Raw genomic sequence first — 17,702 nt, forward strand, 5'->3', positions numbered from 1 at the left:
CTAACGGGCAAGCTGAAAAGCGACTGGATCGTCGCCGTTCTTCGTAAGCTCTGTGAAAGTTTCCTGAAAATTCTGCTGGATGGACCCCATGACATTGCTGTGGATCACTGTACTGCCGTTACTCGGTGTTTTGGTACCGGCCCTGAGCGCCAAGCGGGAGCGACGAATCTGCTCGCTTGCCACCGCCGCTCTGCCGGCCCTGGCGCTGTTGCTGACGCTATCCCAGGTACCGGCCTTGGCCGATGGCGAAACACTGCGCTTCTCTCTGGCCTGGATGCCTGAGCTGGGACTGGAACTGGCATTGCGCCTGGACGGGCTGACCTTGCTGTTCAATCTGTTGATCCTGGGTATCGGCCTGCTGATCCTGCTGTACGCCCACTTCTACCTGGCAGCCGACGAACCATTCGGGCGCTTTTATGCCTTTCTGATGCTGTTCATGGCCTCCATGGTGGGAATCGCCATGGCCGATAATCTGATGCTGCTGTGGCTGTTCTGGGAGATGACCAGTCTCTCCTCGTTCCTGCTGATCGGCTTCTGGTCCTATCGCAGCGATGCCCGCAAGGGCGCGCGCATGGCCCTGACCGTCACCGGCGCCGGGGGCCTGGCGCTACTTGCAGGACTACTCATGCTGGGCGACATGGCGGGTAGCTTCGACATGGACGTGGTCCTCGCCAGTGGCGACCTGATCCGCAGCGATGCCCGCTATCCACTGATGCTGGGGCTAGTGCTGCTGGGGGCTTTCACCAAATCCGCGCAGTTTCCCTTCCAGTTCTGGCTGCCCCACGCCATGGCCGCGCCGACGCCCGTCTCGGCCTATCTGCACTCGGCCACCATGGTCAAGGCGGGAATCTTCCTCATGGCTCGCTTGCATCCCGCTATTGCCGGAAGCGAGCTGTGGTCGGTGGTGGTGCCGCTGGTGGGTATCGTCACCATGCTCTATGGCGCCTGGTTCGCCCTGATAAAGACCGACCTAAAAGCCATTCTGGCCTTTTCGACCGTCAGCCACCTGGGCCTGATTACGGTACTGCTGGGTGTCGGTAGTCCCATGGCGGTACTGGCGGCGTTGTTTCATATTCTCAACCACGCCACCTTCAAGGCCGCCCTGTTCATGAGCGCCGGGATTATCGACCATGAAACCGGCACCCGGGAATTGAAGCAGTTGGGTGGCCTGAGGCGTGCCATGCCTGTTACCGCGCTATTGACCACGCTTGCCGCGGCGGCCATGGCCGGGCTGCCCCTGCTCAACGGGTTTCTGTCCAAGGAGATGTTGTTCACCGAGACCCTGGCCACCCCGGTGTGGGCCGGCCTGAGCTGGCTGCTGCCGGTTCTCGCCACTTTGGGCGGTATCCTGTCCGTGGCCTACTCCCTGCGCCTGGTGCATGCCGTATTCTTCAAGCCGGCCCGAGAGCAGCCGCCGAAAGCCGCCCACGAGCCACCGCACCTGATGCGTCTACCCGTCGAAATTCTGGTTGTCCTGTGCATCCTGGTGGGCATCGTTCCCGCCGTGATGGCTACCGGACTGCTCGATCTTGCCGCACGAGCAGTGCTCACCGAACCGCTGGTTTTCTATCTGTCCATCTGGCATGGCGTCAACCTGCCGCTGATCATGAGCCTCATCGCCGTCATCGCCGGGGTTGCGATGTATTGGCAGGACGCGGAGGTACGCCGTTTTACCCAAACATTCCGGGACGTCGATGCACGCCGGGTATTCGAGCGGGCCATGGTCTGGATGAGCTACAAGGCAGAAACCTTCGTAGCCTATTTCGAAGGCAATTCGTTGCAACGCTACATGGGGTTGCTGCTGTTCTCCGCCTTATCCATGGCGGTGATAGGCCTGGCGGGCATGACCGATCTCACCGGATCTCAAGGTAACCAGCCTATCGACGGCATCGTGCTGTTGGGGGCGGGCCTGCTGATCTTCGGTGGTATCGGTACCGCCGCAACACATCGCTATCGCTTGATTTCACTGCTGCTGCTTTCAGTGGTAGGTCTGGTGGTAGCCTTGACCTTCGCGCGCTTCTCGGCACCCGATCTGGCGCTTACCCAGCTTTCGGTGGAAGTGGTGACCATGATCCTGCTGATGCTGTCGCTGTTTTTCCTGCCGCAAAAGACGCCGCCCGAATCCACCCCCATACGCAACCTGCGCGATATCATTCTCGCCGCCTCCCTGGGATTGGCGGTTGCCAGTCTCAACTATGCGGTGATGACCCGCGACACCGGGACGATTTCGGATTTCTTCATGGCCAACAGCGTACCCGGCGGGGGCGGGCACAATGTGGTCAACGTCATTCTGGTCGATTTCCGTGGTTTCGATACGCTGGGCGAAATCACCGTGCTGGCCCTGGCGGGCCTGGCCATCTTCAAGCTGCTCAACCGCTTGCGCCTGTTCATCCCGCATAGCGATGGAGAAGGCCGAGTGTGGTCACCGGATCGCTACCCGATGATTCTGACGTCGATCTCGATGGCCCTGCTGCCCCTGGCGCTGCTGGTCTCCGCCTTCATCTTCCTGCGCGGCCACAACCAGCCCGGCGGCGGGTTCATCGCCGGACTCATCACCGCCGTGGCCTTGATCCTCCTTTACATGGCCCGTGGCGTGGATTGGGCGCAGCAGCGGCTGAATTTTCCTTACCAGCCGGTGGCCGTCGTCGGGGTAGGCATTGCCACTCTTACTGGCCTGGGTAGCTGGCTATTCGGTTATCCATTTCTCACCTCCGCCTTCGGCCACTTCCACTTGCCGTTGCTGGGGGACTTCGAGCTGGCCACGGCTTTGCTGTTCGATCTCGGTGTCTATCTTGCCGTCGTCGGCGCCACACTGATGATCCTGGCCAACCTGGGCAAAGTGACCACGCCGCACCGACCCAGCAAACAACCCGAGACGCCGGAGCCGACACCGCAATCCAGGGAGACTCACTGATGGAAACCCTTTACGCCATTACTACCGGCGTTCTCACGGCCTGCGGCCTCTACTTGACCCTGCGTGGGCGCACCTTCCCCGTGGTGGTGGGCCTGACGCTTCTCTCCTACGCCGTGAACCTGTTTCTGTTCTCCATGGGCGGTTTGACCACCGATGGCGCGGCGCTCGTCAACGGCGCGCAATATCATGCCGACCCTTTGCCGCAAGCCCTGGTGCTCACGGCCATCGTGATCGGCTTCGCCATGACGGCTTTCGTGGTGATCCTCGCCATGCGCGCACGCAGCGAGGTCGGCAATGATCATGTCGACGGCAACAAGGATGATCGCTCATGATGCAGCACCTGATTGTTCTTCCCGTCGTGCTGCCCTTGGTTGCCGGTATCCTGTTACTCTTTCAACGCCAGGGAATGGTTCGTTTCAAGCGCATCATCAGCGTTGGTGCAACCGCTGTGCTGCTGCTAGTGAGCATCGCCCTGCTGAGCCGGGCTGCTGGTGGCGAGATTACTTACTATGCTCTTGGCGATTGGCAGCCACCGTTCGGTATCGTGCTGGTCGTCGATCGACTGTCGGCGTTGATGGTACTGCTGACGGCGATTCTCGCACTCGGTGCCGCGGTATTCGCCTGTGCTGGGGAAGACGAGAGAGGCAGCAATTTCCATGGTCTCTTTCAATGGCAGCTGATGGGGATCAACGGCGCCTTCCTGACCGGCGATCTGTTCAACCTTTTCGTCTTCTTCGAGGTTCTGCTGCTCGCCTCCTATGCCTTGCTGCTGCACGGTGGCGGCAAGGCCCGCATTCAGGCCGGCGTGCATTACGTGGTGCTCAATCTCGCCGGTTCCTCGCTGTTCCTGATTGCGGTGGGCATACTCTACGGCGCCACGGGCACATTGAACATGGCGGACATGGCCATTCGCCTGGCCGACCTTCCCGCGGAGCGCCAGGGCCTGGTAACCGCCGGCGCCTTGATGCTGCTGGTGGTCTTCGGGCTCAAGGCGGCCATCCTGCCGCTCTACTTCTGGTTGCCCCGGGCCTATGCCGCCGCGCCAGCGCCGGTCGCCGCCCTTTTCGCCATCATGACCAAGGTGGGAATCTACGCCATCCTGCGCGTCTATTCGCTGATATTCGGTGAGACTGCCGTCGAGCTCACCGCCTTGGAGCAACCCTGGGTATGGTGGCTGGGCCTGGCAACGCTAGTAGTCGCGGGTATCAGCATCCTGGCGGCGCGCGATTTGCGCCTGCTGGTCGCCTATCTTGTTCTGGTCTCCATCGGCACTCTGCTGGCCGGTATCGGCATGCGTAACCCCGACGCCACCTCGGCGCTGCTCTACTATTTGATTCATACCACCCTGGTGACAGGGGGGCTGTTCCTGCTGGCGGAGATGATCGGGTTACAACGCGGCAAGGCGGGCACCCGTCTGGTAAAAGGGCGGCCAATGCAGCAAGGCGGCTGGCTGGCAGGGCTATTCTTCATCGGGGCTATCGCCGTTGCCGGCCTACCGCCGCTTTCCGGCGCAGTGGGCAAGGCCCTGATGCTCGGCGCTGTCGAAGGCTATCAGCAATATTGGCTATGGCCGATCCTGCTGTTGGTCAGCCTGACCTCCCTGATCGCCTTGTCCCGCGCCGGTTCCACCCTGTTCTGGCGCAGCCATCGCGGCGGCAAGGGAGGGAATTCGCTTCCCCGCAGCCAATGGCTGGGCACCGCCGGGCTATTGAGTGCGGCTCCGCTGATGGTGGTACTGGGTGGTCCGATAAGTGATTACACCCGAGCCACCGCCGAGCAGCTTGCCACACCCGAGCTGATGACCAACGCCTTGCTACCCGATGCCGGAGAGACGCCATGATCACCCCTCGCCGCTGGCTTCCCACTCCATTGTTATCGCTGTTGCTGCTGTTCGTCTGGCTGTTGCTGGTGCGCAGCGTGGCTTTCGGCCAGATTTTCCTGGGCGGGGTGCTGGCAATCATCATTCCGCTGCTGACCTACCGCTTCTGGGACGCCCAGCCGCGGCTGGGCCGGCCGTTACTGTTGCTGCGCTTCGTGCTTCGTGTGCTGCGGGATATCTTCACCGCCAATTTCGAGGTGGCATGGCTGATCGCCAACCCCTGGCGGCGCCTGAACCCGCATTTCATCGTCTACCCGCTGATGCTGGAAGAGCGATTCACCATCACCCTTCTGGCCAGCACGATCAGCCTCACGCCGGGAACGGTATCGGCCAACCTGCGCATGGATGGAAAAAGCCTGCTCATTCATGCCCTCGATGAACAGGATGAAGACGCCTTGATTGAACGGATTCGCGAACGCTACGAACGTCCGCTCAAGGAGATCTACGAATGTTAAGCATTGCCTTGTACATCACCCTCGCCTTGGTCGTCATGGCGCTGTTGCTCAACGTCTATCGCCTGACCGTGGGACCGGACATGCCCGACCGCATCCTGGCCCTGGACACCATGTACGTGAATTCCATCGCCCTGATCGTTCTGCTCGGCCTGTGGTTGAACAGCAAGACCTATTTCGAATCCGCGTTACTGATCGCCATGCTTGGTTTCATCAGCACCGTTGCGGTGTGCAAGTACTTACTGCGGGGAGATATCATCGAATGAACATGGCTGGAAAGCAGATCCGTCAGGAGGAGCGTTAATGTCTTTCATCACTGAAATCATCATCTCGCTAGTGCTCGTGGCAGGCGGTATCTTCGTCTTCATCGGCTCGCTGGGCATGGCTCACCTGCCTGACTTCTACATGCGACTCCACGGGCCGACGAAAGCCACTACCCTGGGCATCGGCTGCATGCTATTTGCGTCGATGCTGTACTTCTGGTCCGTCGACGGCAAGCCGGATATCCAGGAAGTGCTGATTACCCTGTTTCTCTTTCTCACCGCCCCAGTAAGCGCTCACTTGCTGGCCAAGACCGGCCTGCACCTGTGCCTCAAGCATATCGACATTACCCAGGGCAAGCCGGCGGAGTTATCGCCGGAAGAAGTCGGCGAAAAACCCGTGCTGCATCCCGATAAGGGCCATGGTTGAAGCAACTGAGCGACGGCGAGCGTTCAAGTGACGCGTCGCCAGTCTTGCATGGCGACCGTCAGCCGGCCTCCTCTTCCAGATCCACCTGACGATAGCCGATCAGGTAGAGCACGGCATCGATTCCTAGCGTGGAGATCGCCTGGCGCGCCTGGGCTCGCACCAAGGGCTTGGCGCGAAAGGCGATGCCCAGCCCGGCCTTGGCCAGCATCTTCAAGTCGTTCGCCCCGTCGCCCACGGCGATCGTCTGTTCCAGAGTAAAACCTTCGCGCAGCGCGATGGCTTCCAGCAATTCGGCCTTGCGCTCGGCATCCACGATCGGTTCACGCACCTCGCCAGTGACCTTGCCGTTTTCTATCACCAGTTCGTTGGCGTGAATCTCGTCGAAGCCGAGCCTGTCCTGAAGATGGCGGGCGAAATAGGTAAAGCCGCCGGACAGGATCGCGGTGCGATACCCCAAACGCTTGAGATTTCGCATCAGCCGCTCGACGCCGTCCATGAGCGGCAGTTCTTCGGCGATCTCGGCCAGCACGGACTCATCCAGGCCGGCCAGCTTGCTCATGCGCTCGCGGAAACTGTGCTGGAAATCGAGTTCGCCGCGCATCGCCCGTTCGGTCACCTCGGCGACCTCTTCGCCCACACCATGGCGACGGGCGAGTTCGTCGATCACTTCGGTCTGGATCAGGGTGGAGTCCATATCGAAACACACCAGGCGACGATGGCGGCGCCAGATGGAGTCCTCCTGCAAGGCAATATCGACACCGTGCTGGGCCCCCAATGCCAAGGCCTTCTCCCGCAGCGCATCGAGATCGGTTTCCTCGCCGCGCAACCAGCACTCCACGCAAGCGCCAGTGGAGGGGGCTTCACCATCCAGGGGCTCTCGCCCCGAAAGCCGGTGAATCAACTCCACGGTGAGACCGAACTCGGCGGTCAAGCCGCCGACTTCGGCCAGGATACCTGCCGGCAAGCGCGGCGCCAGCAGGGTAAGGATCAGCCGGGGACGACTCGCCTCGCTGCTCCAGCGATGATAATCCGCAGCGCTGACCGCAATCGCCTGAACATCCAGCCCCAGGGCGTCTCCGGTCTCGCTGAGAGCCGCTTCAAGAGCACTGTCGTGATCCAGCCCGACCAGGGCCTCCAGCGAAAGCATGCCGAAGGTCACGCTCTGATTGATGTCGAGTAGCCGCGCCCCGCTTCTGGCCAAGGCTTGCCCCAGACCCGCCAGCTGGCCGGGACGGGCCACCCCCGTGGCACGAATCAATAGTCGCTTTGCCATACGGTTACTCCTCCGCCTCGATTCGATCTACCTTCTGGAAGCCGCGTGGCAATTTGCTGCCGCGCCGCCCACGCTCACCTCGATAGTACTCGAGATCCGCCGCCTTGAGCGTCAACCGCCGCTTGCCGGCGTGTACCACCAGCGCCGCGCCACTGGGCACCACCGTCATGTCGCGCATGAACTCTTCGCGGCGAGCCGCCCTTGGGCCGGGAATATCCAGCATCTTGATGCCTTTTCCCTTGGCCATTTCGGGCAATTGTTCGAGGGCGAACAGCAGCAGACGACCCTCGTTGGAAACCGCCGCCACCCAGTGGCCTTCCCCGCCGGGCACCGCAACCGGAGGCATCACGCTGCACCCCTTGGGCACGCTGAGCACCGCCTTGCCTGCCTTGTTCTTGCCCGTCAGCGCGTCAAGCCGGGCAACGAAACCGTAGCCGCCGTCAGACGCCAGCAGAAAACGGCTCTCAGGCGGCGCCAGCATCAATCCCGTCATCTGCGCGCCGGCGGATACATTGACGCGACCGGTTACCGGCTCGCCCTGGCCCCGTGCGCTGGGCAGATTGTGCGCCGCCAGGGTGTAGGCGCGGCCAGTATCGTCCAGCAGTACCAATGGTTGATTGGTTTTTCCCTTTGCGGCGAGATGAAACGTGTCGCCGGCCTTGTAGGAAAGCCCTTCGGGGTCGATATCGTGGCCCTTGGCTGCGCGTATCCAGCCCTTGGCGGAAAGCACCACGGTGATCGGGTCGGCCCCCAGCAGTTCCACTTCGGAGAGCGCCCTGGCGTCCTCGCGCTCGACCAGGGGCGAGCGGCGCTCGTCGCCATGCCCCTTGCCCGCGGCGCGAATCTCCTTTTCCATCAAGGTGGTCAGCTTGGCCTCGCTTCCCAGCAAGCCCTCGAGGCGCTTGCGTTCGGTTTCCAGCTCATCCTGCTCACCGCGAATCTTCATTTCCTCGAGTTTGGCCAGATGGCGCAGGCGCAGCTCCAGGATGGCTTCCGCCTGACGCTCGGAGAGACCAAACGCGGCAATCAACGCGGGCTTGGGCTCATCCTCCTCGCGAATGATGCGTATCACTTCGTCGATATTGAGATAAGCGGTAAGCAAACCTTCCAGCAGATGCAGGCGATCCTCCACTTTGCCCAGGCGATGCTGCAGGCGGCGACGCACGGTGGTACGGCGAAAACGCAGCCATTCGCCCAGCATGTCCGCCAGCGGCATTACCCGGGGACGCCCATCGAGGCCGATCACGTTCATGTTGACGCGAACGTTCTTTTCCAGGTCGGTGGTGGCGAACAGGTGGGCCATCAGCGACTCGACGTCGATGCGGTTCGAGCGCGGCTCGATGACCAACCGGGTCGGCTCCTCGTGGGTCGACTCGTCGCGCAGATCCGCCACCATGGGCAGTTTCTTGGCGTTCATCTGGGCGGCGATCTGCTCGAGGACCTTGGCCCCACTGACCTGATACGGCAGGGCGGTGACCACGATATTGGCCTCTTCACGCACATAGCGCCCGCGCAGCTTCACCGATCCGCGTCCGCTTTCGTAGAGTTTGCGCAGGTCTTCGGCGGGGGTGATGATTTCCGCCGTCGTGGGAAAGTCCGGTCCCGGCACGAACTGCATCAGGTCCGCGGTCGTGGCCTCGGGGTGGCGCAGCAGATGACACGTCGCCTCGACCACTTCCGCCACGTTATGCGGCGGGATATCCGTCGCCATGCCCACCGCTATTCCGGTCCCGCCGTTGAGCAGCACATGGGGCAGCTGGGCCGGCAGCACCACGGGTTCGTTCATGGTGCCGTCGAAATTGGGAGTCCAGTCGACCGTGCCCTGGCCAAGCTCCGCCAGCAGCACTTCGGCGAACTTGGACAGCCGCGCCTCGGTATAGCGCATGGCGGCGAACGACTTGGGATCGTCGGGGCTGCCCCAGTTGCCCTGCCCGTCCACCAGCGGATAACGGTAGCTGAACGGCTGCGCCATCAGCACCATGGCTTCGTAGCAGGCGCTATCGCCATGGGGGTGGAACTTGCCCAGGACATCGCCCACGGTACGCGCCGACTTCTTGTACTTGGCACTGGCGTTCAAGGCCAGTTCGCGCATGGCGTAGACGATACGCCGCTGTACCGGCTTCATGCCGTCGCCGATATTGGGCAAGGCCCGGTCGAGAATCACGTACATCGAGTAATCGAGATACGCTTTTTCGCTGTAGTCTCGCAGGGAGAGGCGTTCGACGTCCCCCTCCGCCACTTGGATGTCCATGGTCATACGATAAGCCCTTGGTCAGGGTTCAAATGGAATTCAGTTCCGCGGCTATCCCGGCGGCAGGCTGACGAGGACGCGCTGTGAACCCATCCATGGGCGCTACCGAGGGCATCCCTGCCATCGGACATCCTCGCCAGCCCGCCCCCGGCGCTGCTTACCTCAGCTACTCGAGTCCCTTGCGGAGCCGCTTCGAGAGCAGAAAGGTTCATTCGCTCAAACTTCGATGTCGGCGAGGTTGCCGTAGTCTTCCAGCCAGCGTTTACGGTCGCTGGCACGCTTCTTGGCCAACAGCATGTCCATCAATTCAAAGGTGTTGTCGCCCTCCTCTCGGGTCAGCTGCACCAGCCGCCGAGTGTCCGGGGCCATAGTGGTTTCACGCAGCTGCAGAGGACTCATTTCGCCCAGGCCCTTGAAGCGTTGCACATTGGGCGTTCCCTTGCGGGCACCGCGTTTTTTCTCCAGCTGCTTGAGGATCGCCGCTTTCTCGCTCTCGTCCAGGGCATAGTGGACCTCCTTGCCCAGGTCGATGCGGTAGAGCGGCGGCATGGCGACGAAGACGTGCCCGGCGTCCACCAGGGCGGGGAAATGTCTGACAAACAGCGCGCACAGCAGCGTGGCGATGTGCAGGCCGTCGGAGTCGGCATCGGCTAGGATGCAGATCTTGTGGTAGCGCAGTTTTTCCAGGTCGGCGCTGGCTGGGTCGGCCCCGATCGCCACGGCGATATCGTGGACCTCCTGGGAGCCGTAGATATCGTGGGTTTCGACTTCCCAGGTATTGAGGATCTTGCCGCGCAGGGGCAGGATCGCCTGGGTCTCGCGGTTACGCGCCTGCTTGGCGCTGCCGCCCGCCGAGTCCCCCTCCACCAAAAACAGCTCGCTCTGTGCCGGGTCCTGGCCGCTGCAGTCGGCCAGCTTGCCGGGCAGGGCCGGGCCGGACGTGACCTTCTTGCGGGCCACCTTCTTGGCTTTCTTCTGGCGGCGCTGGGCGGCGTTTATCACCAGCTCGGCCAGCGACTCGGCTTGCTCCACATGATGGTTGAGCCATAGCGAGAAGGCGTCCTTGACCACACCGGAGACGAAACCCGCAATCGTGCGCGAAGAAAGGCGCTCCTTGGTCTGTCCGGCGAACTGGGGATCGAGCATCTTCACCGACAACACGAAAGAAGCGCGCTCCCACAAGTCGTCGGCGGTGAGCTTGATGCCGCGCGGCAACAGGTTACGGTATTCGCAGAACTCGCGCAGCGCATCCAGCAACCCGGCACGAAAGCCATTGACGTGGGTGCCACCCTGGGGAGTGGGGATCAGGTTGACGTAGCTTTCAGTCAGCGGCTCGCCCCCTTCGGGCAACCACTGGATCGCCCAGTCCACGCCGTGCTCGTCATCGTTGAAATGGCCTATGAAGGGCGACGATGGCAGTACCTCGAAGCCATCGTTGGCCTGGGCCAGGTAGTCGCGCAGGCCGTCCGCGTACTGCCACTCGGTACGGTTGCCGTCGCTTTCCACCAGGGTGACCATGAGCCCGGGACACAGCACCGCCTTGGCGCGCAATAGATGGCGCAGCCGTACCAACGACAGCCGGGGGCTGTCGAAATACTCCGCTTCCGGCCAGAAGCGCACCAAGGTGCCGGTCGCCCGCTTGGGCGCCTTGCCTACCTCTTCCAGGTCGCTGACCTTGTCGCCATGCTCGAAGGCGATGGCATGCCGCGCGCCGCCGCGGGTGACTTCTACTTCCAGGCGCCGGGAGAGCGCATTGACCACCGAGACCCCGACGCCGTGCAAACCGCCGGAAAAGCGGTAACTGGATGAGGAGAATTTGCCCCCCGAATGCAGCTTGGTGAGGATCAGCTCGACACCCGAGACGCCGTGCTCGGGATGCAGGTCTATGGGCATGCCGCGCCCATCGTCGCTGACTTCGATACCGCCGTCTTCGAAAAGGGCGACGGTGATCTTTCCTGCGTGACCGGCCAGCGCTTCATCCACGCTGTTGTCGATGACCTCTTGCACCAGGTGGTTGGGTCGCGAGGTATCGGTGTACATGCCGGGGCGCTTGCGTACCGGCTCCAGCCCGGACAGAACCTCGATGGCACTGGCACTGTACTGCGTGCCGGGCGAGGCATCGTGCTGAGCATCAAACTGGGTCATGAAGGACGTTTCCTGAAGGGGATGAATCCAATGGCGCAAGGACAGCCGGACCAGGCTCTGGCATGGGCCGACTGTCAGGCAATTCTCTCAAGGGCGCATAGCATAGCGAAAAGCTGTATATCCAGCCAGAGGGCAACCCATTTCAGACGTTGTTCTCGGCGGCCCAGAAGGCTTCGATCAGATGGCGTGTCGAGTCATCCGTGCGCGAGATGTCACCTTCGTGCTCCAGAAGTTTCTGGGTCTCGCCGGCGATCTTCTTGCCCAGCTCCACTCCCCACTGGTCGAACGGATTGATATCCCAGATCACCGCCTGGACGAAGACCTTGTGCTCGTACAGGGCGATCAAGGCGCCGAGCGTGGTAGGAGTCAGCTCGTCGAGCAGCAGCGTGGTGGAGGGCTGATTGCCGCGATAGCGCTTGTGCTCCGGGCGTGGGCCGTCATCCTCAATCGCATCGTCGCCCAGCATGAGCACGCGCGACTGGGCAAAGCAGTTGGACAACGCCAGCCGGTGCTGCGCCTTGAGATGCGCCCGGGTGTCGGCATCTTCGACATCGTCGTAGCGTTTCAGCGGGGCGATGAAATCGCAAGCCACAGGCTGGGTGCCCTGGTGCAGGAGCTGATAGAAAGCGTGCTGGGCGTTGGGGCCCAGTTGCCCCCACAGGACCGGGCAGGTGGAGTACGTCACAGATTCGCCGTGGCGGGTGACCGATTTGCCGTTGGATTCCATCTCGAGCTGCTCGAGGTAGGCAGCGAAATGCTCCAGGCGCCCATCATAGGGCAGGATCGAATGGGCGCGGATATCGAGAAAATTGACGTTCCAGATTCCCGCCAGCGCCAGCAGCACCGGCATATTGCCCATCAGTTCAGCGCTGGCGAAGTGTTCGTCCATGCTGTGAGCCCCGGCCAGCAGTGCGCGAAAATTGTCCATGCCCACGACCAGGGCGATGGGCAGGCCGATGGTGCCCCACAGCGAATAGCGTCCTCCCACCCACTCCCAGAACCTGAGCTGGTGTTCCGGCGCGATTCCCCATTCGCACATCTTCTCGGGACAGGCGGAAACCCCGATGAAGTGCTGGCGAACCACCAGTTCGGCATGCACCGGGCTGGAGCCGTGTTCGGCGAGCCTGCCCACCAGCCAGTCGCGAGCGGTATTGGCGTTGGACAACGTATCGATAGTGGTGAACGACTTGGAAGACAATACGAACAAGGTGGTTTCGGGGTTGAGGCGGCTGAGGTAATCGGCCAGTTGCGAGCCGTCCATGGTCGAGGCGAAGTGTACCTCGACGCGATGAATGTCCTGCGGGCGAAAGTCCATCAGCGCATGGGTCACCATCAACGGCCCCAGGTCCGAGCCGCCCACGCCCAGGTTGACCACATCACGAATAGGCTTGCCGGTGGCGCCGCGCCACTGCCCAGCGTGCAACCGGGCAACCAGAACCTCCATTTCCGCCAGGCTCGCGTGAACCGCTGCGACCACATCCTCGCCGTCCAACTCCAGGCTGGCGTCCGCAGGCAGGCGCAAGGCGGTATGCAGCGCTGGCCGATCCTCGCTGGTATTGACGCGCTTGCCGCTCAGCAAGGCCTTGATCGCCGCCGGTACTCCTGCCTCCTGAGCAAGGGCCAGCAAGTGTTCCAGCGTGTCCTCGTCCCAGCGCTGCTTGGAGACATCCAATGTCACGCCGGCCACATGACGGGAGAAATGCTCCCAGCGCTGGCCGCCGTCGCCGAACAGTTGCTTCAAATGGATGCTTTTCAGCTGTTCGGCGTGGGTCCGAAGGGTCTGCCAGGCCGGCAAGGTATCTGGAGTAGCGCGTGATACTGCGGACATCGTGTAGTCTCCAAGGCGTCGATCCGTGCAGCCTGGGCGCGGGGCGCGTAAAATACGTCTCCCACTCAATGTACCCGGCTTGCCCATGAATTCTCCATCTTACCGTGACGCCATCTTTTCGACACCCCTGGACCGAGTGGCGCGTTTTTCCTTCGACGAACAGGTAGTGGCGTGCTTTCCCGACATGATTCGGCGTTCGGTACCGGGGTATGGCCAGATTCTGGGAATGCTGGGGGTCCTGGCTCAGCGCCACCTGCGTCACGGTGCGCATGTTTATGACCTGGGCTGCTCGCTGGGCGCAGCCGGGCTGGCCCTGGCCGCCCACCTCCCCGCGGAGGCCTTTCGCTACAGCGGCGTGGATCTGTCTCCCGCGATGGTCGAGCGTGCCCGACAGACATTCGCCGCCGAGTGTCCGCAACACGCCATGAACGTGATAGAAGGCGATATTCGCAGCCTCGACTACGAAACGTCGGGCATGGTGATGCTCAATTTCACTCTGCAGTTCCTGCCGCCCGAGGACCGCGACGCCCTCATCAAGCGCTTGTACGACTGCCTGGAGCCCGGCGGCGTACTGATCCTGTCCGAAAAAGTGGTCGACCCGGACGAACGCGACAATGCCTGGCGCGTCGAGCGTTATCACGATTTCAAGCGAGCCAATGGCTACAGCGAGCTGGAAATCAGCCAGAAACGCACCGCCCTGGAAAACGTGCTGGTGCCCGACACCCTGGAAGCCCACCATACGCGGCTGACCTCATGCGGCTTTTCGCGTTCGCTGACCTGGTTCCAGTATCTGAACTTTGCGTCTCTGATCGCCTTCAAGGAGGCCTGACTTGGCAATTCCCCCGATTCACCGCCCCCTCTATCAGGCTTTCCTCGACCAGGGCCTGGAAGCCTGGCTGCCACTTCTTCCCCAGCAACTGGCCGCCGGGCTCGACCGCAAGCGTTTCGGCGATCTGCCCGCCTGGGAAAAGGCCGTGGCCAAGTTGCCACCACTGCCAGCATCGCGGGAAGTGTCGCTTGATAGCGACACCGTGACGGTCGATGTGGCGCTTTCCCCCAGCCAGCTCAAACAGTGCGAAAACCTGCTGAAAAAGCTATCCCCCTGGCGCAAGGGGCCTTATCGCCTCGGCGACATTGCCATCGATACCGAGTGGCGTTCGGACTGGAAATGGCAACGTGTCGCGCCGCACCTGGCGCCACTCGCCCAGCGCAAGGTACTCGATGTCGGCGGCGGCAGCGGCTATCACGCGTGGCGCATGACCGGCGCCGGGGCGCAGTTCGTGCTGGTGATCGACCCCTCGCCGCGTTTTTACTGGCAGTTCCAGGCGGTCCGCCACTTCGTCGGCGACGCCGATGACATGCGCACCCACTTTCTGCCGGTGGGCATCGAAGACGTGCCGTCCGGGCTCGGTTTCTTCGATACGGTTTTTTCCATGGGCGTGCTCTACCATCGCCCTTCCCCGCTGGAGCATTTGCACCAATTGAAGGACGCGCTGCGCCCCGGCGGCGAGCTGGTGCTGGAAACCCTGGTAGTGGAAGGCGATATAACAACGGTACTGCTGCCCGGCGAGCGCTATGCCGCCATGCCCAACGTCTACTTCCTGCCCTCCTCACAAGCCCTGTGCCACTGGCTGGAGCGCTGCGGATTCGACAATGTACGCGTGGTGGACGAAGCGGTGACCCGCCTGGACGAGCAGCGCGCCACCGAGTGGATGACCTTTCAATCTCTCGAGGATTTTCTCGACCCCAACGACCATGCCCGCACGATCGAAGGCTACTCGGCACCGCGACGAGCGGTGGTGATTGCCAACAAGCCTAACGCCTGAGTATGACCAGCCAGCGACCCAGGTTCATCACTCCAGCCAGGGACGCCGCGACGTAGGTGAAGGCGCAGGCGGTCAGCACATGGCGAGCACCGGGCATGTCGTAGGGAGGGACGTACTCTTTCAATAACGGCAAGGCGCGGTTGAAACTGGCATCGAATTCCACCGGAAGCGTCACCAGATGTACCAGAGCGGCGGTGCCGAAGCTGATCACCGCCATCGCCACCACCACCGCCAGGCCACCCGGAACCCGGGTAAGCAGAAACAGAAACGGGGCGGCCATCATCAACACGGCGCCGAGCTTTTCGGCTTTCTGCGCCATCCCGATCAGCCGGCTGCGCGCCAGCAGCGGGGGATATCCTTGGTGATGCTGGATGGCATGGCTGACTTCGTGGGCGGCCACCGTTACCGCTGTCAGAGAGCGACCGTCATGGACATCCGGGGAGAGCCGCACGCGGCGAGCTTCGGGATCATAGTGATCGCCTTGCTCGCTGCGTTCGACCTTGACCCCGTCGATACCCAAGCGGCGTAGGAGGTGGTCGGCAAGCTCGGCACCGGTCCCCGGGTAGTCGTCACGCCCGCGAGTATGGCGCTTGAGCACCCACTTGGCCCAGACATTGGGCAGGATAAATACGGCCAGCAGCACGGCACCCAGTAGCACTACCATCGCAAGCCCCTCGTTCCGCGTGTTTGCCGGATTATCCCCCAACCAGCTGAGACTGGCTATCGACTACTTCTCGTTCTCGGCTTTTATATGTTCGTCGACATCTCGGCGGACGGCTTCGACTCCCCAGGCGGAGATTTCGCCTTGGGAATAGGCATGCTCGGCCATCAAGGTGCTGTCCGGCGCCAATACCAGATCGCATTGGGTATAGCTGATATCGTCGCGCAGCTTCTGGATGGCTTTCTCGCGAGCGGGCTTCTTGTCCACTCGGCGAATATAGACCGCCTTGATACGGTCCGGATAGGCCTTGACGATATCGGCATAGACTTCGGGGTCGTGCTGGCCGCTATCGCCGATCAGAATACACGGCATGTCCTCGAACAGTTCCAGCATGTGGTTGATCAGATCACGCTTGTGTTCTTCGGCGCGGCGCGGCCAGGGGTGTCGCCAGGTCAGCCCCCATTCGCGCAGGAACAGGATCGGCCCTACCGGAATACGATTGAGCTGAAAAAAGGCTTCCAGCATTTCGTAGATTGCCCACGGCCCCCGCGAGACGTACAGGATGGGCCGTTCCTGGCGATCAGTCGATCCCCGATGAAGCGCCTGGTACAGCGTCGCCACGCCGGGAAACGCCGTGCGTCGATGGGGCTTCTTGACGAATAATCGATAGAGCATGCGAATCTTGTCGGCCACACCGGTGTACATGACCGTATCGTCGATATCGCTGATCACCAGCAGGTCGGTTTCCGGCGGCGGGATGTAGATTTCCGCTTGTGCCCGTACCGGCGCTTCGTTATCCGCCGTCACGTGGAGGTGAGCCCGGTGCCAGGATACTTCGATGGGTAAAGGGGTGTTCAAGGGAAGATGGGCATAGAAATACCCGTCGCGGTCCGTCACTACATCCAGCGTATTCTCGCCCAACCTGATGTGTATATGCGCCTGGTTCAGCCCCCGGCGGGCAATACGACGCACTATATCGGCGGTATCACGCAACATGCCGCGCCGGGGAATCGCTCTCCCCAGCGCAGCCTGGTGGAACACCCGGCCCATCAGAAACACCTGCCTCTGCGAGCCGTAACCACGATAAGGGTGAACCACCATTCCGCCGCGACCGCTGTCGCCTTTCATCGGCTTGGCCACTACATGGGCCAGCCGCTTGGCAAAGCTGGTCACACGGCGAAGTACTGCCATCAAGCGTGTTGCCCTTGGTGGCGGCCTTCCGCCAGCTCCTCGAGCAGCTTGGCATTGAAGGCGTCGAGATCCTTAGGCGTACGGCTCGATACCAGGCCGCTATCCACGACGACGGGTTCATCCACCCACTTCGCGCCGGCATTCTTGAGATCCTGGGATATGGAAGGCACCGAGGTAAGACGACGCCCGTCGACCACTTCCGCGTTGATCAGAATCCACGGCGCATGACAGATCGCTGCTACCGGCTTACCGGCATGAAAGAATTCCTTGACCAGCGCCAGGGCCGTCTCGTTGGTACGCAGCGCATCCGGGTTGAACAGACCGCCGGGCAATACCAGGCCGTGATAGTCGTTCATGCTGGCGGCATCCAGGGACTTCGATGCCGGGTAGGTGTCACCCCAGTCGGTTTCCGCCCAGGCGCGGATATCCTTGCCGTCCGGGGTGACGATATCCACTTCCACCCCGGCATCCTGCAGCGCCTTGCGCGGCGAACTCAGCTCTGACTCTTCAAAGCCATCGGCAGCGACAATCGCGACACGTTTTCCCTGTAGTGATTGAGTCATCATGCTCTCCTTATCGTGATGATAAACAA

15 protein-coding genes are annotated in these 17,702 nt (G+C 61.9%); 8 read left to right on the forward strand and 7 right to left on the reverse strand.

All coding sequences use genetic code 11. The features are described from left to right. Nucleotides 1-88: 88 nt before the first annotated feature. The 6 genes from R5M92_RS07240 to R5M92_RS07265 are packed head-to-tail and all read left to right on the forward strand — an operon-like array spanning nucleotide 89 to nucleotide 5,935. Complete coding sequence (locus tag R5M92_RS07240; RefSeq protein ID WP_346798981.1) at nucleotides 89-2,914, forward strand: monovalent cation/H+ antiporter subunit A; 2,826 nt, start codon at nucleotides 89-91, stop codon at nucleotides 2,912-2,914. Beyond that, the gene (locus tag R5M92_RS07245; RefSeq protein WP_346798983.1) at nucleotides 2,914-3,246 is read left to right on the forward strand and encodes a Na+/H+ antiporter subunit C; all 333 of its coding nucleotides are present in this window, start codon (nucleotides 2,914-2,916) and stop codon (nucleotides 3,244-3,246) included. Before R5M92_RS07240 ends, R5M92_RS07245 begins: the two co-directional genes overlap by 1 nt. Next, a complete protein-coding gene (locus R5M92_RS07250) occupies nucleotides 3,243-4,754 on the forward strand; it encodes a monovalent cation/H+ antiporter subunit D (RefSeq protein ID WP_346798985.1) in 1,512 nt (503 codons plus the stop codon). The genes R5M92_RS07245 and R5M92_RS07250 overlap by 4 nt, the downstream gene beginning before the upstream one ends. After that, nucleotides 4,751-5,248, forward strand: a complete 498-nt coding sequence (locus tag R5M92_RS07255; RefSeq protein ID WP_346798987.1) for a Na+/H+ antiporter subunit E — start codon at nucleotides 4,751-4,753, stop codon at nucleotides 5,246-5,248. The genes R5M92_RS07250 and R5M92_RS07255 overlap by 4 nt, the downstream gene beginning before the upstream one ends. Next, nucleotides 5,242-5,511: a K+/H+ antiporter subunit F gene (locus R5M92_RS07260; RefSeq protein ID WP_346798989.1), complete on the forward strand. Its 270-nt coding sequence runs from the start codon at nucleotides 5,242-5,244 to the stop codon at nucleotides 5,509-5,511. The genes R5M92_RS07255 and R5M92_RS07260 overlap by 7 nt, the downstream gene beginning before the upstream one ends. A gap of 37 nt (nucleotides 5,512-5,548) precedes the next feature. Further along, nucleotides 5,549-5,935: a Na+/H+ antiporter subunit G gene (locus tag R5M92_RS07265; protein ID WP_346798991.1), complete on the forward strand. Its 387-nt coding sequence runs from the start codon at nucleotides 5,549-5,551 to the stop codon at nucleotides 5,933-5,935. Between the two features lie 58 nt (nucleotides 5,936-5,993). Here R5M92_RS07265 and serB read toward each other — a convergent pair whose 3' ends face one another. The 4 genes from serB to pgi all read right to left on the reverse strand — a co-directional run bounded on the left by serB (nucleotide 5,994) and on the right by pgi (nucleotide 13,432). After that, the gene (serB, locus tag R5M92_RS07270; protein ID WP_346798993.1) at nucleotides 5,994-7,208 is read right to left on the reverse strand and encodes a phosphoserine phosphatase SerB; all 1,215 of its coding nucleotides are present in this window, start codon (nucleotides 7,206-7,208) and stop codon (nucleotides 5,994-5,996) included. Between the two features lie 4 nt (nucleotides 7,209-7,212). Further along, nucleotides 7,213-9,465 (reverse strand): DNA topoisomerase IV subunit A, encoded by a 2,253-nt coding sequence (gene parC / locus R5M92_RS07275; RefSeq protein WP_346798995.1) that lies wholly within the window; start codon nucleotides 9,463-9,465, stop codon nucleotides 7,213-7,215. Between the two features lie 210 nt (nucleotides 9,466-9,675). Then, nucleotides 9,676-11,604: a DNA topoisomerase IV subunit B gene (gene parE / locus R5M92_RS07280; RefSeq protein ID WP_346798997.1), complete on the reverse strand. Its 1,929-nt coding sequence runs from the start codon at nucleotides 11,602-11,604 to the stop codon at nucleotides 9,676-9,678. 142 nt (nucleotides 11,605-11,746) lie between these two features. After that, a complete protein-coding gene (gene pgi, locus R5M92_RS07285; RefSeq protein WP_346798999.1) occupies nucleotides 11,747-13,432 on the reverse strand; it encodes a glucose-6-phosphate isomerase in 1,686 nt (561 codons plus the stop codon). 85 nt (nucleotides 13,433-13,517) lie between these two features. Between pgi and cmoA the strand changes: the two genes are divergently transcribed. Together cmoA and cmoB are read left to right on the forward strand one after the other, a co-directional pair. Further along, entirely contained in the window at nucleotides 13,518-14,261 is a 744-nt protein-coding gene (cmoA, locus tag R5M92_RS07290; protein ID WP_346799000.1) for a carboxy-S-adenosyl-L-methionine synthase CmoA, read from the forward strand. A gap of 1 nt (nucleotide 14,262) precedes the next feature. After that, nucleotides 14,263-15,258 (forward strand): tRNA 5-methoxyuridine(34)/uridine 5-oxyacetic acid(34) synthase CmoB, encoded by a 996-nt coding sequence (cmoB, locus tag R5M92_RS07295; protein WP_346799002.1) that lies wholly within the window; start codon nucleotides 14,263-14,265, stop codon nucleotides 15,256-15,258. Here the strand turns inward: cmoB and R5M92_RS07300 are convergent. The 3 genes from R5M92_RS07300 to R5M92_RS07310 form a co-directional block, all read right to left on the reverse strand. Further along, the gene (locus R5M92_RS07300) at nucleotides 15,248-15,922 is read right to left on the reverse strand and encodes a zinc metallopeptidase (RefSeq protein ID WP_346799004.1); all 675 of its coding nucleotides are present in this window, start codon (nucleotides 15,920-15,922) and stop codon (nucleotides 15,248-15,250) included. The genes cmoB and R5M92_RS07300 overlap by 11 nt on opposite strands. Nucleotides 15,923-15,985: 63 nt before the next feature. After that, nucleotides 15,986-17,110: an App1 family protein gene (locus tag R5M92_RS07305; protein WP_346799006.1), complete on the reverse strand. Its 1,125-nt coding sequence runs from the start codon at nucleotides 17,108-17,110 to the stop codon at nucleotides 15,986-15,988. After that, on the reverse strand, nucleotides 17,110-17,673 hold the full coding sequence (locus R5M92_RS07310) for a type 1 glutamine amidotransferase domain-containing protein (protein ID WP_346799007.1): 564 nt from the start codon (nucleotides 17,671-17,673) through the stop codon (nucleotides 17,110-17,112). The genes R5M92_RS07305 and R5M92_RS07310 overlap by 1 nt, the downstream gene beginning before the upstream one ends. Nucleotides 17,674-17,702: the final 29 nt, after the last annotated feature.

The sequence above is a fragment of the Halomonas sp. Bachu 37 genome (genome assembly GCF_039691755.1).
GTDB lineage: Bacteria > Pseudomonadota > Gammaproteobacteria > Pseudomonadales > Halomonadaceae > Vreelandella > Vreelandella kashgarensis.